Origin of the sequence: Ramlibacter sp. PS4R-6, from assembly GCF_037572775.1 — a bacterium.
Taxonomy (GTDB): Bacteria; Pseudomonadota; Gammaproteobacteria; order Burkholderiales; family Burkholderiaceae_C; genus Ramlibacter.
The window spans coordinates 2,968,021-2,984,112 of record NZ_JBBHKA010000001.1 but is presented as its reverse complement, the minus strand read 5'-3'; the positions used below and the strand labels follow the sequence as shown (position 1 = coordinate 2,984,112).

The following is a 16,092-nucleotide window of genomic DNA, read 5'->3' as shown; positions in this document are numbered from 1 at the left end:
TCCATGTCGTACATCCTCGATGCCCTGCGCAAGGCCGACGCCCAGCGTGAACGCGATGCCTCGCGCGGCATCCACGCGCAGCCGGCTTCGCTCGGCACGCCGTCGGCTGCGGGTGCGCCGGAGCGGCGCGGCGGTTGGGTGGCGTTGGCAGCGGCCGGCATGGTCGTCGCCGCTGCCGCGGGCTGGTACTTCACGCGCAGCGAAGTTCCCCCGCCAGTGGTCACGGCGCCGCCTGCCGTCGTTCCATCCCCGCCGGCGGCGGCTGCGATCTCACCGCCTCCGCCCGCTCCCATGGCCCCGGCGGCCCTGCAGGCGAGGGAGGCCGCTTTCACCAAGCAGGCCACCGCTGCGCCTGCCGCAACGGATGCAAGTGCGGTTGCTGCACCGATCCCGGGCGGACTGCCCGCCGATGCGCCGCGCGTGGCGATCAGCGGCGGTGTCTACTCGCCCAACCCGGCGCAGCGCCTGCTGATCGTCAACGGCCAGGTATTCAACGAAGGCAGCGAGGTCGCGCCGGGCGTGAAGGTCGAGGCGATCCAGGCGCGCACCGCGACGCTGTCGTTCCGCGGCGGGCGCTACACCGTCGCCTACTGACCGCGCGGGGGCTGGAACACCGACCAGCGCCCGTCCTTGAACAGGTACAGGCCGGATGACACGCGGCGGCCGCCGCCGCCCGCGTAGAGCGCCGCCGCCGAGAAGCGCAGCGCGTCGATGGCATCGTCGTCCTTGGCCGACGCGAACACCAGTCCGCCGCGCTGGGGCACGGCGGCGACGACGCCTTCCGGGTGGCCGCGCTGCACGCCCAGCCAGAACTCGCGGTCGAGGAAGTAGCTGCTGGCGAAATCGGGCGCCATGCCTTGCACCTGCATGAGCCCGCCGCTCCACGGCGTGGCCGTCGGCTGGCCATAGACGCGCCGCAGGTTGCGCACGGCGGTGTCGAGCGCCTCTTCGGGCGACAGGCGCAGGCGCTCGAGGTCGTTGGGCGAGGCGCTCTGCAGGGTCTGCCCGCCGTCGAACACCAGGCGGATGTGCATATCGCCGATGTAGTGGTACCAGCTGGTGGCGAGTTCCACGCGCTTGCCGTCGGGCAATTCGGCGACCACGCGGCCATAGGGGCGCAGCGTCGTGTCGGGGTGGTTCTCGCCCAGCGACTCGCGCAGGACCACGATCAGGTTCGCGGCCGACGTGTCGATCACTTCCTCGCCCGTCGGCGCGGCGAAAGCGGGAGTCGTTGCAATGGCAAGGGCCGCGGCCCAAGCGCGCAGCCGGTCGATGGCGCCCATGGAGTTCCCCTCGTTCGAACCCCCAATGTGCCGCGAGAGCCGCGCGGATGCAACGGCCGTTTACAAGCGCCGCGAAATATGTCGCACGCGCGTGTGGACGAGCGTGTACGCCGCCACGAATTCGGTTACTTCCGTTGCGTAAAACGTCTTTGTGCGGGCGTGGGTCATCCGTAGCATCGGCACCTCATTCAACGCCACCTCAGAGGAAGCATCACCATGGCCTTGCAATCCCCCTTCTTCAACAAGCGCGACGAGAACAACCCGAACATGCGCGCGCCGGGCACCAGCCCCAACCAGGCCGCCGCCTCGGGCGCGACGAACATCGTCGCCGCCACCGCCGCGCCCACCGCCGCCGCCGCCAACACGACGGCCGGCAAGGAAGGCGAGAGCAAGCTGACCGTGGGCCCGAACATCAAGCTGAAGGGCGTGGAGATCACCGACTGCGACACGCTGGTGGTCGAAGGCTCGGTCGAGGCCACCATGGACTCGCGCGTGATCCAGATTTCCGAGCGCGGCTCGTTCAAGGGCTCGTGCGAGATCGACATCGCCGAGATCCACGGCCAGTTCGAAGGCAGCCTGACCGTGCGCCAGAAGCTCACGATCTACTCCACCGGCAAGGTCACCGGCAAGATCCGCTACGGCAAGGTGGTGATCGAGGAGGGCGGCCAGCTCTCCGGCGAGATCGACGCCGGCGGCACGCGCGCGGCGGACAAGAGCCTGCGCGTCGCGAACGCGTAACTACCCGGCGGCGGTCACACGAAAGTGTGGTGCCGCTGTATGCAGGTGTCGAGCACGTCACCGTGCTCGCGCCGCCACCAGTTGTTCTCCGAGAAGATTTCGACTTCGCTGTAGCCGGCGAAGCCCGCATCTTCCACCCAGCCGCGGATGCGGCGGATTTCGATGACGCCGTCGCCCATCATGCCGCGGTCGAGCAAGAGGTCGGTCGTGGGCACGAGCCAGTCGCAGACGTGGAACGCAAGCAGGCGTTCGCGTCCTGCGCGAGCGATCTGCGCTTGCAGCTTCGGGTCCCACCACACGTGGTAGACGTCGCACGCGACGCCGAGGGCCCCTGACTTCGACGGGTCGAGTTCGTCGCAGAGGTCGAGCGCATGCTCCATCGTGTTCACGCAAGCACGATCAGCCGCGTACATCGGGTGCAGCGGCTCGATCGCGAGCGGCATGCCGACCGACCGCGAGTGCTCGAGCAGTTTCGCGATGCCGTCGCGCACTTGCGTGCGCGCAAGCGCGATGTCCTTGCCGCCGCCGCCGACCACGAGGACCAGGCACCGGGCGTTCAGCTCGCGCGCTTCATCGACCGCGCGCCGGTTGTCGTCGTGTGCGGCCTGCAACCCTTCGGGCGTGCCCGCGGGGAACATCCCGCCGCGACAGTACCCCGAGAGCTCCAGGCCATGCGCCTTCACGAGTTTCGAGATCGTCGCAAGGCCCGCCGCCGCCACCTGGTCGCGCCAGGGCGAGATCGCGCGGATGCCGCGCCCGACGCAGGCTTCGATGATGTCCGGCAAGGGCAATTCCTTGCCTTCGCTCTTGCGGATCGTGGCCGTGTTGATGGACAGCCAGTGGGGGTCTTGCGAAAAATCCCTCATTCGACCCCGTGCACCGCGAGGAGCGATTTCATGCGCTGCACCGCGAGGTCCGGCTTCTCGAGCAGGTTGGCGCGGTCGGCCAGGCGGAACAGTTCCGCGAGGTGAACGAGCGAGCGCGTGCTCTGCTGGCCGCCCACCATGGTGAAGTGCGACTGGTGGCCATTGAGCCACGCCATGAACACCACGCCCGTCTTGTAGAAGCGCGTGGGCGCCTGGAAGATGTGGCGCGACAGGGGCACCGTCGGGCCCAGGATGTCGTGGAACCTCGCGGTGTTGCCCTGCGCGAGTTCTCCCAGCGCCGCGCTGGCGGCGGGAGCGATGGCGTCGAAAATGCCCAGCAGCGCGTCGCTGCCGGTCTCGATCAGCTCCGCGTAGTTGAAGTCGTCGCCGGTGTACATGCGCACGCCCTTCGGCAGGCGCGCGCGCATGGCGATCTCCTTGTCCTTGTCCAGCAGGGAGATCTTGATGCCGTCGACCTTGGCTGGGTGCGCCTCGATGATGCCGAGCGCGGTGTTCATCGCCGCATCGACGTCCTTCGATCCCCAATAGCCCGCCAGCGCCGGGTCGAACATGTCGCCCAGCCAGTGCAGCACGACGGGCTGCTTCGCCTGCGACAGCACGCGGTCGTACACGCGCTCGTAGTCCGCCGGCGACTTCGCGACCTTCGCGAGCGCGCGGCTGGCCATCACGATCAGCTTGCCGCCCAGCTTCTCGATCGCAGCCATCTGCTCCTCGTAGCCGCGGATGACGTCGTCCACCGACTTCACCTCGTCGATGGCGAGGTGGTCGGTGCCGCAGCCCGATGCGACGATCGCGCCCGGCACGTCGCGCGCGGCGTCGAGCGAGCGGCGGATCAGCTCGAGCGAGGTCGGCCAGTCCAGGCCCATGCCGCGCTGCGCCGTGTCCATCGCCTCGGCCACCCCCAGGCCCAGCGACCACAGGTACTGGCGGTACTTGATCGTCGTGTCCCAGTCGACCGCGCATTGCAGCCACGGGTCGATGGCCGCACGCGGGTCGGCCACGACGTGCGCGGCCGAATAGGCGATGCGGTTGAACGCCACGCCCTTCGCGGGACGCACGGGCTTGGTCCCCGAGAGTGCGTAGTTCTCGATCCGGCCGTTGGCGGCCGCGGGCAGGTACAGCGTCAGTGCCATTGCGCCCTCAGATCGCGAGCTTCGGAACGTCCACCCAGCGCCGCTCCTTCCAGCTTTGCAGCGCGGCTTCCACCAGCTGCACGCCCTTGGCGCCTTCGGGCAGCGTCCACTTGTAGGGCGCGTCCTCGACGATGTGGCGGATGAAGTGCTCCCACTGGATCTTGAAGCCGTTGTCGTAGGTCTGGCTGTCCGGCACTTCCTGCCACTGGTCGAAGAAGTCCATCGACTGCTTGACGTCCGGGTTCCACACGGGCCGCGGCGTCGTCACGCGCGATTGCGCGCGGCATTCCTGCAGGCCCGCGACGGCGGAGCCGTGCGTGCCGTCGACGTGGAAGGTGACGAGGTCGTCGCGGCGCACGCGCGTGGCCCACGACATGTTCAGCTGCGCAATGATCGGCTCGCCGTTGTGGCCCACGAGTTCCGCCGTTGCGTACGCGGCGTCGTCCGCCGTGGCCGCGTACGGCTTGCCGTCTTCGTCCCAGCGCTGCGGGATGTGCGTGGTGCCCAGGCACGAGATCGACTTCACCTCGCCGAAGATGTTGTCCAGCACGTAGCGCCAGTGGCACATCATGTCCAGGATCATCCCGCCGCCGTCCTCGGCGCGGTAGTTCCAGCTCGGGCGCTGGATCGGCTGCAGGTCGCCTTCGAACACCCAGTAGCCGAACTCCAGGCGCAGCGACAGCATGCGGCCGAAGAAGCCGGCGCGGCGCAGCATGTCGAGCTTGCGCAGCCCCGGCAGGAACAACTTGTCCTGCACGGCCCCGTGCTTCAGGCCGGACTCCTGCGCCAGGCGCGCGATCTCCACCGCCTCGTTCAGGTTGGTGGCGATCGGTTTCTCGCAGTACACGTGCTTGCCGGCGCGGATCGCCTTGGCCAGCAGGGTGGGGCGCATCTGCGTCGTGCCCGCGTCGAAGAACACCGTGTCGTTCTTGTCCGCCAGCGCCTTGTCGAGGTCCGTGGTCCAGCGCTCGATGCCGTTGGCCTTGGCCAGCGCCGCGATCTTTTCGGCGTTGCGGCCGACGAGGATCGGGTCGGGCATGACCTTGTCGCCGTTGGAAAGCATCACGCCGCCTTCCCTGCGGATCGCGACGATGGAGCGGATCAGGTGCTGGTTCATGCCCATGCGTCCGGTGACGCCGTGCATGACGATGCCGAGTCTTTGCGTAGCCATTACTTGTGCACCTCCAGGCCGGCAGCCTTCACCAGGCCCGCGTTGGCCTTGATTTCGTCGTGGACGTAGGCGTCGAACTGCTCGGGCTTGAGCGTCCACGCATCGGCGCCCAGTGACGCGAAACGTTCCTTCACCTCGGGCGTGTTGAGCGCCTTGATCACTTCCGCGTTCAGGCGGTCGACGATCTCCTTCGGCGTCTTCGCGGGCGCGAACATGCCGATCCAGAAATTGAACTCGGAGCCGGGCACGCCCGCTTCGGCGGTGGTCGGCACGTTGGGCAGGGCGGCGGCGCGCTTGGGCGAACCGACGGCCAGCGGCACGAGCTGGCCGTTGCGGATCTGGCCGATCACGGGCGCGATGGGCGAGAAGTAATAGTCGACGCGGCCCGAGATGACCTCGGTCACCGCTTCCGCCGAGCCCTTGAACGGCACGTTCACCGCGTCGATCTTCGCGGCGAGCTTGAACTTCTCGGCGTTCAGGTGCGTGGCGCTGCCCTGGCCGGCGGAAGCGAAATTGAGCTTGCCGGGGTTCGCCTTGCCGTACGCCAGCAGGTCTTGCAGCGTCTTGATGTTCTTGGCGGGGGAGATCACCAGCACGTTCGGCGTCGTCGAGATCGGCGTGATGGCGACGAAGTCCTTCTCGGTGTCGAAGGGCAGCTTCGCGAAGGTGTGCGGGCTGACGGTGTGCGACGACGAGTGCACCATGATCGTGTAGCCGTCGGGCTGCGCCTGCGCCACGGCCGCCTGGCCGATGGTGCCGCTGGCGCCGCCGCGGTTGTCGACCACGAGCTGCTGGCCCATGCTCTGGCTCATCTTGTCGGTGATCGCGCGCGCAATGATGTCCGTGGTGCTGCCCGCCGCGAAGGGGACGATGACACGGATCGGCTTGTTCGGGTAGCCGGCCTGCGCGAAGGCGGCCAGGGGTGCGGCGAGCGAAAGGGTGGCTGCGGCCAGTGCGGCGCGGCGGGAAAGGCGCATGGAAGTCGTCTCCTGGGGCGGTGGACCTTAATTCACTAACTGGTGAATTATAGGGCGCAGGACGGCCGGCGCAAGCCCCCGCGGAAAACGCGGCTCAGCTCCTCAGCAGGTAGCCCAGCGTCACGTCGACCATGTGCGAGAGGCGCTCGGCCTTGGCCTTGGTCGACAGGAGGTCGCGGCCGAAGATGGCCGACAGTGTGTAGCTGTTCGAAAGGTAGAAGTACGACAGCCCGGCGATCGACACGTAGAGCTGCACGGGGTCGACGCCGCCGCGGAACGTGCCTTCGCGCCGGCCGCGCTCGAGGATCTGGCCGAGCGTCTCGATGAGCGGCGAGTTGAGTTCCTTCGCGCGCCGTGACTCCGCCAGGTGGCGCGCCTTGTGCAAGTTGGCGCTGTTCAGCAGCGTAAGGAACTCCGGGTGCGCGAGGTAGTAGTCCCAGGTGAATTCCACCAGCTTGCGCACGGCGTCGGTGGGCGCCAGATCCAGCAGGTGCAGGTGCCTTTCTTCCTCGCGGATGTCGAGGTAGGCCTGCTCCAGCACGGCCTCGAACAGCTTCTCCTTGTCCTCGAAGTAGTAGTAGATCAGGCGCTTGTTCACGCCGGCGCGTTCGGCGATGCGGTCCATGCGCGCGCCGCCCAGCCCGAACTCGGCGAACTCGTCCCGGGCCGCTGCTAGGATGGTGAGCTGCGAGCGGTCGGCATCGCGCTGGCGCTCCTCCGCGACGGGGGCGGTGTCTCTCGTCATGGCGCAATAATTCACCACACGGTTAATAAAGTCAATGACTCAGATCGCCGGCCACCTCATCGTCGAATGCCTCGTGGCGCAGGGCGTGACGCATGCCTTCGGCGTGCCGGGCGAGAGCTTCCTCGCGGTGCTCGACGGCTTCCACGCCTATCGCGACAAGATCGAATTCGTCATCAACCGCCAGGAGGGCGGCGCCGCGTACATGGCGGAAGCCGCGGGCAAGCTCACGGGACGGCCCGGCGTGTGCTTCGTCACGCGCGGTCCCGGCGCGACGAACGCGTCGATCGGCGTGCACACCGCGTTCCAGGATTCGACGCCGATGGTGCTGTTCGTCGGCGACGTCGCGAGCGACCAGCGCGACCGCGAGGCCTTCCAGGAGGTCGACTACCGCAGCTTCTTCGGCCCGTCCACCGGCGGCATGGCCAAGCGCGTCGAGCGCATCGACGACCCGAACCGGATTCCCGAATACGTCGCCCGTGCCTTCGCCACGGCGATGAACGGCCGCCCCGGCCCCGTGGTGCTGGTGCTGCCCGAGGACATGCTGGTGCAGCAGACGGCCTCGCGGCCCGTGGGACGCGTCGAAGCCGTCGAAGCGTGGAGCGACCCCGGCGCGATCCGCGAGTTGCGCGAGATGCTGCTCGCGGCGAAACAGCCTTTCGTGATCGCGGGCGGCGGCGGCTGGACGCAGCAGTCGGCGCAGGCGCTGCAGCGCTTCGCCGAGAACTGGAAGCTGCCCGTGGGCAACGCCTTCCGCTTCCAGGACACCTTCGACAACCACCACGCGCTGTACGCGGGCGACGTGGGCATCGGCATCAACCCGAAGCTCGCGGCGCGCATCAAGGAAGCCGACCTGATCCTGGCAATCGGCCCGCGCCTGGGCGAGATGACCACCAGCGGCTACACGCTGCTCACGCCGCCCAAGCCGAAACAGAAGCTGGTGCACATCCACGCGAGCGCGGAGGAGCTGAACCGCGTGTACCAGGCCGACCTGGCGATCAACGCCACGATGAACGCCGCGGCGCGTTCGCTCGAGGTGCTGACGGCGCCGCCCGACGTGCCGTGGGCCGCATGGACCGAAGCCGTGCATGCCGAGTACGAGCAGAACCTCGTCCCGACGAAACTGCCGGGCGACATCGACATGCCGGCGATCGTGGCCGTGCTCAAGAAGCACCTGCCCGACGACGCGGTGCTCACCAACGGGGCCGGCAACTTCGCCAGCTGGATCCACCGCTTCTTCAAGCACCACGGGCTGGCGAAGGGCCACAAGACGCAGCTCGCGCCCACGGTGGGTTCGATGGGCTACGGCGTGCCGGCAGGCATCGCCGCGAACATCGTCAGCGGCCGCACCGCGTTCACCATCGCGGGCGACGGCGATTTCTTGATGAACGGGCAGGAGCTCGCGACCGCCGCGCAGTACGGCGCGAAGAGCATCGTCGTGCTGCTGAACAACGGCATGTACGGGACGATCCGCATGCACCAGGAGCGCGAGTACCCGGAACGCGTGCACGGCACCCAGCTCGCCAACCCCGACTTCGCCGCGCTGGCGCGCGCGTATGGCTATGCGGGCGTGCGCATCACGAAGACCGCGGAGTTCGAGCCGGAGCTCATCGCCGCGCTGGAGCGCAAGCAGGGCACGCTGATCGAAGTGGTGCTCGACCCCGAGGTGATCAGCACGCGCGGCACCTTGAGCGCGATCCGCCAGAACGCGCTGAAGAAGTAGCCGCGCAAATGAGAAAGGGCCGGTTGCCCGGCCCTTGCAAGTCGCGCAAGGCGACCGCGCCTTTCGGCGCGGGCCTGCTTACTTGATGTGCTTGCCGATGAGGCCGGCCATCTCGAACATCGAGACCTGGGCCTTGCCGAACAGCGCGCGCAGCTTCTCGTCGGAGTTGACCATGCGCTTGTTGACGTTGTCCTGCAGCTTGTTCTTCTTGATGTAAGCCCACAGCTTCGACACGATTTCCGTGCGGGGCATCGCGCTGTTGCCAACCACCGCGGCCAGCGCCGCATCGGGTTGCAGGGGCTTCATGAACGCCGCGTTCGGCGTGCGCTTCTTCGCGGGCTTCGCGGCCTTCTTCGCCGGCGCCTTCTTCGCAGCGGCCTTCTTGGCCGGAGCCTTCTTCGCCGGTGCCTTCTTCGCGGCCGGCTTCTTCGCTGCGGCCTTCTTCGCCGGAGCCTTCTTCGCGGGGGCCTTCTTGGCCGACTTCTTCGCAGCTTTCTTTGCAGTTGCCATGACTTGATTTCCTTCTAGAAGTTGATTGACCACCATTGGGACTTCATCCCGTTGGCAGAGCGGATGCTAATGGCAAAAAAGCGCGTTTCCAAGGGGAGAAAGCGTTTTTCTCCTCTGGCGTTGCGCTTTTTTCACTCTAGGAGGAGCCCGATTTCCCTCTGAAAATCAGCAAGACGCCCGCGAGGATCACGCCGCACGCCGCCCATTCGCCCCCCGTGACGTGCTCGGAGCCGACGAAAACGCCCAGCAAAAGCGCGATCACGGGGTTCACGAAGGCGTAGCTCGTCGCTACCGCGGGCGTCGCGTGCGCCAGCAAATACATGTACGCGCTGAACGCGATGAGCGAGCCGAACACCACGAGGTAGAGCCACGCGGCGATCGAAACCGGCTGCAGCGGCAGCACCGCTTGCTCACCCAATGCGAGAGAAACCACCATCAACACCGCGCCGCCACACAACATTTCGCTGGCGAACCCCATCGCGCCGCGCGCCAGCGGGAGCTTGGTGGTGGTGAGGACGGACGCAAGCGTCCACGTGAGGACGGCGCCGGCGACGCAGGCGATGCCGACCGGCGAAGCCGCGAAGCTCGCGCCGCGCACCAGCAGGAGCACGCCGGCGACGCCCACGGCCATCCCGGCGAATTCCATCCGGGTGGGCTTCTGGCCGAAGAACAGGCCCCAGCCGCTGTTGACCATGGGCGAGACGGCGATGAACGCCGCGATCAGCCCGGAGCCGATGTATTGCTCCGATGCCGCGCACAGCCCCATCCCGCCGCCGAGCATCAGGGTGCCGATGACGAGGGCGTTGCGCCACTCCACGGCGGTGGGCCAGGGATCCTTGCTGCGCCAGGCGAGCCAGGCCATGAGCAGGCTCCCGGCCACGAGGAAGCGCGTCCCCATCTGCAGGAAGGGCGGCAGACTCTCGAGCGCGAAGCGGATGGCCAGGTAGGTGGAGCCCCAGATCAGGTAGCACGCGAGCAGCGCGGGAACCAGCAGGGATGGGCGGGCGGCGGGCCCGGGGGAGGTGAGCACGGCGGACATGGCCGCATCTTAGGAGCGGATGGGCGGCAGCGCCATGCAGAAATCAAGGCGCGTCCTATACTGCTGCCATGTTTTTCAAGGTGGAATGAGATGCCGACCGAAATCGCCCCGCTGGACGGCTCCGACGCGCAGATCCTGGGGGAGCTGCAGCGCGATGCGCGCATCACCATGGCGGAGCTCGGCCGGCGCGTCGGCCTGAGCCAGCCGGCGGTGACGGAGCGCGTGCGCAAGCTGGAATTGAGCGGCGTGATCCGCGGCTACCGCGCCATCGTCGACGCGCAGCGACTGGGCTATGGCATCCGCGCGCTGGTGCGGGTGGGGCGCGCCGAGTACGCGCGCGTCGTCAAGCTGATCGAGCAGACGCCGGAGGTGGTCAACGCCTGGAACGTGACCGGCGAGGACAGCTGGATGCTGCAGATCGCCGTGATCGACGTCGAGCACCTCGATGCCGTGGTCACCAAGTTCTGCATCCTGACCGAGACCTCGACCGCGATCGTGCTCAACGCGCCGCGCGAAGACGCGCCGCTGTTGCCGGCGCGGCGCGAGAACATCAAGCCCGCGATCCGGAAGGTGACCGGGCGCTAGCGAGGACGACGCCGGCCAGCGCCAGCGCGAAGGCGACGGCCTGCACCGCCGTGAACGGCTCTCCCAGCACGACGACACCGACCATCGCTGCCGACACCGGCAGCATCACCGTGAATACTCCCCCTTGCGACGCCGGCACGGTCTTCAAGCCAGTCATCCACAGCCACACCGTCCACACGCTCGCGGCGAGCGAATAGAACAGCAGCAGCACCCAGGTCGGCGCCTGGACCTGCGTGAAGTCGAAGTGCAGCGCCTGGTACAGGCCGAAGGGCGTGACCAGCGCGAAGCCCCACAGGTTGATCAGCGAGGTGATGCGCCGCGGCGCCAGCGCGCCGGTGAGCTTCTTGCCGATCACGGCATACGACGCCTCGCAGACCACGGCGCCGAACACCAGCAGGTTTCCCAGCAGGGAGGACGTGCCTTGCGCCTCGGGCTTCGCGATCGCCAGCAGCCCGATGCCGGCGGCCGCGCAGGCCACCGCACCCCACACGCGCGGGCCGACGCGCTCGCGCAGGAAGATCCAGCTCAGGACAGCGACCACCGCGGGGATCGCCGCCATGATCACGCCCGCCGAGACGGCGCTGGTCATGCTCACGCCGAACAGCATGCAGATCGAGAACAGGAAGTTGCCCAGGAAGGATTCGAGGAACAGCAGCTGGCGGACCTGGGGCGACAGCGGCAGCTCGCCCATCGGCTTGCGCAGCCAGTGCACCATCGCCAGGCCGCCGATGCCGAAGCGCAGCCAGGCGAGCAGGAAGACGGGGATCGCCGCCGCGAGCGGCTTCGAGAGCGCGACGTAGCTGCCCACCAGGGACATCGACAGCGCGAGGCAGGCGTAGGCGAGTAGGCGCTCGGCCTTCATTCGTCGGAAAATCCGCGGCTGGGAAGCAAGGAAGAGCGGGATCATGCCTGAAGGCGGCATTCGCCATGTCTTCGTCTACGGCACGCTGCGCAAGGGCGGCCGCAACGACATCAATCGCCTGGCGCCGGCGCCGAAGTACCTCGGCATGGGCGAGGTGAAGGGCAGCCTGTACCACCTCGATTGGTACCCGGGCCTCGCGCTGGGAGGCGAGCAGGCGGTGACGGTGGTGGGCGAGGTCTACGAAGTCACGCGCGAGCTCGAGGCAGTGCTCGACGACATCGAGGGGCTCGTCGACGGCGCGCACAGCGAGTACTTCAAGCGCGACCTCGAAGTGGCCGTGGCGGGCCGGCCGGTGCCGTGCTTCCTCTACGAGATCAACCCCTCGCGCATCGCCGGCAAGGAGCCGATCGGGCATGGCGACTGGATCCGATTTCACTCATCGTGAAAACCGTTTCGCATCGCGAAATGACGGGATGTTGCGCCGCGCCAAAATTTCTCGATATGAGAGATCAATTCCCATATCGAGAAATTGCAGGTGCAAGTCATTGATTTGCATGGATAAAAATTTATCTCTTGTATAAGACACAAGACGTTCACAAAGTCTTGTAGAAGACTTAAAGTTCAGCCATCGATTTCGGCAACTACCCTGATGGAGTGAACCCATGACGAACTGGACCCACCTCACCCGCGAACAGCAGATCGCGCAGCTCGAGAAGGACTGGGCTGAGAACCCCCGCTGGAAGGGGATCAAGCGCGGCTACAGCGCCGCCGACGTCGTGAAGCTGCGCGGCTCGCTGCAGATCGAGCACACCCTGGCCAAGCGCGGCGCCGAAAAGCTCTGGAACCTGGTCAACACCGAGCCCTTCGTCAACACGCTGGGCGCGCTGACGGGCAACCAGGCCATGCAGCAGGTCAAGGCCGGCCTGAAGGGCATTTACCTCTCCGGCTGGCAGGTGGCAGGCGACGCCAACAGCAACGGGGAGATGTACCCCGACCAGTCGCTGTACTCGGTGGATTCCGTGCCGAAGGTCGTGAAGAAGATCAACGCCACGTTCGCGCGTGCCGACCAGATCCAGTGGAGCGAAGGCAAGGGCCCCGGTGACGAGGGCTACATCGACTACTTTGCGCCCATCGTGGCCGATGCCGAAGCCGGTTTCGGCGGCGTGCTGAACGCCTTCGAGCTGATGAAGGCCATGATCGAAGCGGGCGCCGCCGGCGTGCACTTCGAGGACCAGCTCGCCTCCGTCAAGAAGTGCGGCCACATGGGCGGCAAGGTGCTCGTGCCGACGCGCGAAGCCAACGCCAAGCTGATCGCCGCGCGCCTGGCCGCCGACGTGATGGGCACGCCCACCATCCTGCTGGCCCGCACCGACGCCGAAGCCGCCGACCTCGTGACGAGCGACGTCGACGAGAACGACAAGCCGTTCCTCACCGGCGAGCGCACGGTCGAAGGCTTCTACCGCACGAAGAAGGGCCTGGACCAGGCCATCAGCCGGGGCCTGGCCTACGCCGAGTACGCCGACCTGATCTGGTGCGAGACGGGCACGCCCGACCTGAAGTTCGCCAAGGCCTTCGCCGACGCGATCCACGCCAAGTTCCCGGGCAAGCTGCTCGCGTACAACTGCTCGCCGTCGTTCAACTGGAAGAAGAACCTCGACGACGCGACCATCGCCAAGTTCCAGAAGGAGCTGGGCGCCATGGGCTACAAGTTCCAGTTCATCACGCTGGCCGGCTTCCACAGCCTGAACTACTCGATGTTCGAGCTGGCCTACGGCTACGCGCGCAACAACATGACCGCCTTCGTCGAGATGCAGCAGAAGGAATTCGCGGCGGCCGAGCGCGGCTTCACCGCGGTGAAGCACCAGCGCGAGGTGGGGACCGGTTACTTCGACGCGGTGACGACCACGATCGAAGCCAATGCTTCCACGGCGGCCCTGAAGGGCTCCACGGAAGACGAACAGTTCTTCGACGACCACAAGAAGGCCGCATAAGAAGACGCTCCGCTACCGGGAGACAAGGGCCCCGCCGGCGATCCCGGCGGGGTTTCTCTTTTGGGGAGCCGTCTTCGCCTTGACGCGGCCCGGGCCGCACCTTATGTTTCGACGTCGCAGCAGGAGGGCCCATGGCGAACTTGTCCCAGCGCTGGGGTTACGGCCTGCCGGACCAGGCCGCCGCAGCGCCTTCCCCCGCGAAAGACGTCCGTCCCGAGGGGCCGCCCTGGCTCGCGCGTCTGCGCGGCGACGCGGTCGGCGGTTTCGCCGCGGCGGTCCTCACGATCCCGGTGAGCATGGGCTACGGCATCCTCGCGCTGTCGCCCCTGGGGCCCGACCAGCTCGCGCACGGCATCCTCGCGGGCCTGTACGCACCGGTCATCGGCTGCATCGTGGCGTACCTCCTCGGCGCGAACACGACGATGATCTATTCGCCGCGCAGCATCGTCACTTTCCTGATCGGCTCCATCGTGTTGACCGGCATGGTGCAGTCGCAGGTCCCGTTCCTGCGCTCGGCGTCGCCCCAGACCTTGCTGGCGCTCGTGTTCCTGCTGGTGTTCCTCGGCGGGGCGATCCAGCTGCTGTTCGGCCTGCTCGGCTTCGGCACCTGGGTCAAGTACGTGCCGGCGCCCGTCATCGCAGGCTTCGCGGACGCCGCGGCGCTCCTGATCTTCCTCTCGCAACTGGACAGCCTTTTGGGCTTCACGCAGCACGTGGCTGCGTGGCGCATCCCGGCGCACGTCGCCGACGTGATGCCGGCGAACCTGCTGGTCGGGGTGATCACCTGCACGCTGGTGATCAAGGGGGCGCGCATCACGAAGGCGGTGCCGCCGACCCTCCTGGGCATGGCGGGCGGCCTGGCGTCCTATTACCTGTTCAAGCTCGCGGGACTGGGCGGCCAGCTCGGGCCCGTGGTCGGCGCCATCCCGTTCGCATGGCCCAACCCGCGGTACTTCGCGGAGTTCGCGGGCCTCGCCGCGAACCCTGAGGCCCTCGCGGCCTTGCCGATGATCCTCGGCGGTGCGCTGAGCCTGGCGCTCATCGCGTCGCTGGACGGCGTGCTGTGCGGACGGCTGGTCGAGGCCGACTCCGGCAACCGCATCCAGACCAACCGCGAGCTCGTGCGGCTGGGCGCGGGCAACATGGTGGCCGCGGGCTTCGGCGGGATCGCCAACGGCATCAACCTCGGGTCGAGTTTCGCCAATCACCGCAGCGGCGCGCGCACGCCCGTGTCACTGCTGGTGCACGCCGCCGTGATCCTGCTGGCGATCCTGGTGATCTCGCCGCTGGTGGGCTTCCTTCCGCGCGTGGTCATCGCCGGGATGCTGACGGCCGTCGCCATCCAGCTGGTCGACCGCTGGTCGGTCGCGAACTGCGTGCGCCTCTTCAAGGGCCAGTTCTCCAGCCCGCAGAGCGTGGCGCTCGACCTGCTGGTGATCCTGGCCGTCGCCGTCGCCGCGGTGGCGTTCAACGTCGTCGTCGCGGTCGCCGTGGGCATCGCCGTGACGATCGCGTTCTTCCTCTTCCGCATGAGCAAGTCGGTGATCCGCCGCACCTACCGCTGCGACGTCGTGCACTCGCGCCGCTCGCGCAATTCGGCGCAGGCGGACCTGCTGCGCGGACACAGCGAGCGCATCGTGGTCTTCGAGCTCGAAGGGCCGATCTTCTTCGGCACGGCCGAGGACCTCGCGGGGGAGATCGAGGCGGCGCTGCGCGAACCGACGTCCCACGTCATCCTGGACCTCAAGCGCGTGCGCGAGATCGACAGCACCGGCGCGAAGATGCTGCTGCAGATCCACGAACGGCTCAAGCGCGAAAAGGTCGCGCTGCTGCTTGGCGCGCTGGAGCAGGGCACGCGGCTGGAGGCATTCATGAAGGACATGGGCCTGCACAAGGCGCTGACGGCCGCGCACCTGTTCCAGGACACCGACCGCGCCATCGAATGGGCCGAAGACCGCCTGCTGGAAGGCCTGGCCGACGACTCGCAGTTCGGGCTGGACGTCGGGCTGGAGCAGTTCGGGGTGCTCTGGCGCCTGGATCCGCGGGAAATGGAGGTGCTTGCGGGCGCCATGCAGGAGCGCGTGTTCGCCCGGGGCGATGCCGTGTTCCGCGAAGGCGACACGAGCCGGGACTTGTACCTGATCTGCGAAGGATCGGCGAGCGTGCGGCTGCGCCTGCCCGGCGCGCAGCGCGACACGCGCCTGATGACTTTCTCGGCCGGGACGGTCTTCGGTGAACTGGCGCTGCTGGACCAGCAGGTGCGGTCGGCGACGGTGGAAGCCGATGGCCGGCTGGTGTGCTATGTGCTGCCGCACGACGCGTTCGAGAGGATGGCGCGCAGCGAACCGACCGTCGCGATGAAGGTGCTGGCGGGCATCGGCCGCGAATTGGGCAACCGCCTGCGGCGGGCGAGCCGGACCATCTTCGAGCTGGCCAGCTAGGCCGCCGGGG

Annotated in this window: 16 protein-coding genes; 7 read left to right on the top strand and 9 right to left on the bottom strand. The window is 67.6% G+C overall.

Annotation, left to right across the window (positions count from 1 at the left end):
- Positions 1 to 3 precede the first annotated feature (3 nt).
- Positions 4 to 594: a general secretion pathway protein GspB gene (locus WG903_RS14795; protein WP_340076733.1), complete on the top strand. Its 591-nt coding sequence runs from the start codon at positions 4 to 6 to the stop codon at positions 592 to 594.
- Here the strand turns inward: WG903_RS14795 and WG903_RS14790 are convergent.
- Complete coding sequence (locus WG903_RS14790) at positions 588 to 1,283, bottom strand: hypothetical protein (RefSeq protein WP_340076731.1); 696 nt, start codon at positions 1,281 to 1,283, stop codon at positions 588 to 590. The two genes, WG903_RS14795 and WG903_RS14790, sit on opposite strands and share 7 nt — an antisense overlap.
- A 216-nt stretch (positions 1,284 to 1,499) precedes the next feature.
- Here WG903_RS14790 and WG903_RS14785 point away from each other — a divergent pair, with 216 nt between their 5' ends.
- Positions 1,500 to 2,021, top strand: a complete 522-nt coding sequence (locus WG903_RS14785) for a bactofilin family protein (RefSeq protein WP_340076729.1) — start codon at positions 1,500 to 1,502, stop codon at positions 2,019 to 2,021.
- A 14-nt stretch (positions 2,022 to 2,035) separates the two neighbouring features.
- Here WG903_RS14785 and WG903_RS14780 read toward each other — a convergent pair whose 3' ends face one another.
- From WG903_RS14780 to WG903_RS14760, 5 genes are all read right to left on the bottom strand, one after another.
- A complete protein-coding gene (locus tag WG903_RS14780; RefSeq protein ID WP_340076727.1) occupies positions 2,036 to 2,887 on the bottom strand; it encodes a sugar phosphate isomerase/epimerase family protein in 852 nt (283 codons plus the stop codon).
- Positions 2,884 to 4,041 carry a dihydrodipicolinate synthase family protein gene (locus tag WG903_RS14775; RefSeq protein ID WP_340076723.1) on the bottom strand — a complete coding sequence of 386 codons (1,158 nt, stop codon included), beginning with the start codon at positions 4,039 to 4,041 and terminating at the stop codon, positions 2,884 to 2,886. Before WG903_RS14775 ends, WG903_RS14780 begins: the two co-directional genes overlap by 4 nt.
- A 7-nt stretch (positions 4,042 to 4,048) precedes the next feature.
- Positions 4,049 to 5,212, bottom strand: a complete 1,164-nt coding sequence (locus WG903_RS14770) for a Gfo/Idh/MocA family protein (protein ID WP_340076720.1) — start codon at positions 5,210 to 5,212, stop codon at positions 4,049 to 4,051.
- Positions 5,212 to 6,189: a tripartite tricarboxylate transporter substrate binding protein gene (locus WG903_RS14765; RefSeq protein WP_340076718.1), complete on the bottom strand. Its 978-nt coding sequence runs from the start codon at positions 6,187 to 6,189 to the stop codon at positions 5,212 to 5,214. Before WG903_RS14765 ends, WG903_RS14770 begins: the two co-directional genes overlap by 1 nt.
- A 94-nt stretch (positions 6,190 to 6,283) precedes the next feature.
- Positions 6,284 to 6,934, bottom strand: a complete 651-nt coding sequence (locus tag WG903_RS14760; RefSeq protein ID WP_340076716.1) for a TetR family transcriptional regulator — start codon at positions 6,932 to 6,934, stop codon at positions 6,284 to 6,286.
- Positions 6,935 to 6,968: 34 nt separating this feature from the next.
- Between WG903_RS14760 and WG903_RS14755 the strand changes: the two genes are divergently transcribed.
- Complete coding sequence (locus tag WG903_RS14755) at positions 6,969 to 8,654, top strand: thiamine pyrophosphate-binding protein (protein WP_340076714.1); 1,686 nt, start codon at positions 6,969 to 6,971, stop codon at positions 8,652 to 8,654.
- Between the two features lie 78 nt (positions 8,655 to 8,732).
- Here the strand turns inward: WG903_RS14755 and WG903_RS14750 are convergent, their stop codons facing one another.
- Both WG903_RS14750 and yedA read right to left on the bottom strand, forming a co-directional pair.
- Positions 8,733 to 9,164: an SWIB/MDM2 domain-containing protein gene (locus tag WG903_RS14750; protein WP_340076712.1), complete on the bottom strand. Its 432-nt coding sequence runs from the start codon at positions 9,162 to 9,164 to the stop codon at positions 8,733 to 8,735.
- 136 nt (positions 9,165 to 9,300) lie between these two features.
- The gene (yedA, locus tag WG903_RS14745; protein WP_340076710.1) at positions 9,301 to 10,203 is read right to left on the bottom strand and encodes a drug/metabolite exporter YedA; all 903 of its coding nucleotides are present in this window, start codon (positions 10,201 to 10,203) and stop codon (positions 9,301 to 9,303) included.
- Between the two features lie 90 nt (positions 10,204 to 10,293).
- Between yedA and WG903_RS14740 the strand changes: the two genes are divergently transcribed.
- Positions 10,294 to 10,788 (top strand): Lrp/AsnC family transcriptional regulator, encoded by a 495-nt coding sequence (locus WG903_RS14740; protein WP_340076708.1) that lies wholly within the window; start codon positions 10,294 to 10,296, stop codon positions 10,786 to 10,788.
- On the opposite strand, the gene WG903_RS14735 is transcribed toward WG903_RS14740, so the two are convergent.
- Positions 10,754 to 11,650, bottom strand: a complete 897-nt coding sequence (locus tag WG903_RS14735; RefSeq protein ID WP_340076706.1) for a DMT family transporter — start codon at positions 11,648 to 11,650, stop codon at positions 10,754 to 10,756. The two genes, WG903_RS14740 and WG903_RS14735, sit on opposite strands and share 35 nt — an antisense overlap.
- 43 nt (positions 11,651 to 11,693) lie before the next feature.
- On the opposite strand from WG903_RS14735, the gene WG903_RS14730 reads away from it, so the two are divergent.
- From WG903_RS14730 to WG903_RS14720, 3 genes are all read left to right on the top strand, one after another.
- Positions 11,694 to 12,095 carry a gamma-glutamylcyclotransferase family protein gene (locus WG903_RS14730; RefSeq protein WP_340076704.1) on the top strand — a complete coding sequence of 134 codons (402 nt, stop codon included), beginning with the start codon at positions 11,694 to 11,696 and terminating at the stop codon, positions 12,093 to 12,095.
- Between the two features lie 217 nt (positions 12,096 to 12,312).
- Positions 12,313 to 13,641: an isocitrate lyase gene (gene aceA / locus WG903_RS14725; protein WP_340076702.1), complete on the top strand. Its 1,329-nt coding sequence runs from the start codon at positions 12,313 to 12,315 to the stop codon at positions 13,639 to 13,641.
- A gap of 131 nt (positions 13,642 to 13,772) precedes the next feature.
- Positions 13,773 to 16,082, top strand: coding sequence for an SLC26A/SulP transporter family protein (locus WG903_RS14720; RefSeq protein WP_340076700.1), 2,310 nt, complete (start codon positions 13,773 to 13,775; stop codon positions 16,080 to 16,082).
- The last annotated feature ends 10 nt before the right edge of the window (positions 16,083 to 16,092 follow it).

Bases quoted from the DNA above. Each gene is read 5' to 3' on its own strand.
- WG903_RS14780 (WP_340076727.1), bottom strand. From the start codon at position 2,887: ATGAGGGATTTTTCGCAAGACCCCCACTGGCTGTCCATCAACACGGCC.
- WG903_RS14735 (WP_340076706.1), bottom strand. From the start codon at position 11,650: ATGAAGGCCGAGCGCCTACTCGCCTACGCCTGCCTCGCGCTGTCGATG.
- WG903_RS14785 (WP_340076729.1), top strand. From the start codon at position 1,500: ATGGCCTTGCAATCCCCCTTCTTCAACAAGCGCGACGAGAACAACCCG.
- WG903_RS14720 (WP_340076700.1), top strand. From the start codon at position 13,773: ATGGCGAACTTGTCCCAGCGCTGGGGTTACGGCCTGCCGGACCAGGCC.
- yedA (WP_340076710.1), bottom strand. From the start codon at position 10,203: ATGTCCGCCGTGCTCACCTCCCCCGGGCCCGCCGCCCGCCCATCCCTG.
- WG903_RS14750 (WP_340076712.1), bottom strand. From the start codon at position 9,164: ATGGCAACTGCAAAGAAAGCTGCGAAGAAGTCGGCCAAGAAGGCCCCC.
- WG903_RS14740 (WP_340076708.1), top strand. From the start codon at position 10,294: ATGCCGACCGAAATCGCCCCGCTGGACGGCTCCGACGCGCAGATCCTG.
- WG903_RS14795 (WP_340076733.1), top strand. From the start codon at position 4: ATGTCGTACATCCTCGATGCCCTGCGCAAGGCCGACGCCCAGCGTGAA.
- WG903_RS14730 (WP_340076704.1), top strand. From the start codon at position 11,694: ATGCCTGAAGGCGGCATTCGCCATGTCTTCGTCTACGGCACGCTGCGC.
- WG903_RS14790 (WP_340076731.1), bottom strand. From the start codon at position 1,283: ATGGGCGCCATCGACCGGCTGCGCGCTTGGGCCGCGGCCCTTGCCATT.
- WG903_RS14760 (WP_340076716.1), bottom strand. From the start codon at position 6,934: ATGACGAGAGACACCGCCCCCGTCGCGGAGGAGCGCCAGCGCGATGCC.
- WG903_RS14775 (WP_340076723.1), bottom strand. From the start codon at position 4,041: ATGGCACTGACGCTGTACCTGCCCGCGGCCGCCAACGGCCGGATCGAG.
- WG903_RS14770 (WP_340076720.1), bottom strand. From the start codon at position 5,212: ATGGCTACGCAAAGACTCGGCATCGTCATGCACGGCGTCACCGGACGC.
- WG903_RS14755 (WP_340076714.1), top strand. From the start codon at position 6,969: ATGACTCAGATCGCCGGCCACCTCATCGTCGAATGCCTCGTGGCGCAG.
- WG903_RS14765 (WP_340076718.1), bottom strand. From the start codon at position 6,189: ATGCGCCTTTCCCGCCGCGCCGCACTGGCCGCAGCCACCCTTTCGCTC.
- aceA (WP_340076702.1), top strand. From the start codon at position 12,313: ATGACGAACTGGACCCACCTCACCCGCGAACAGCAGATCGCGCAGCTC.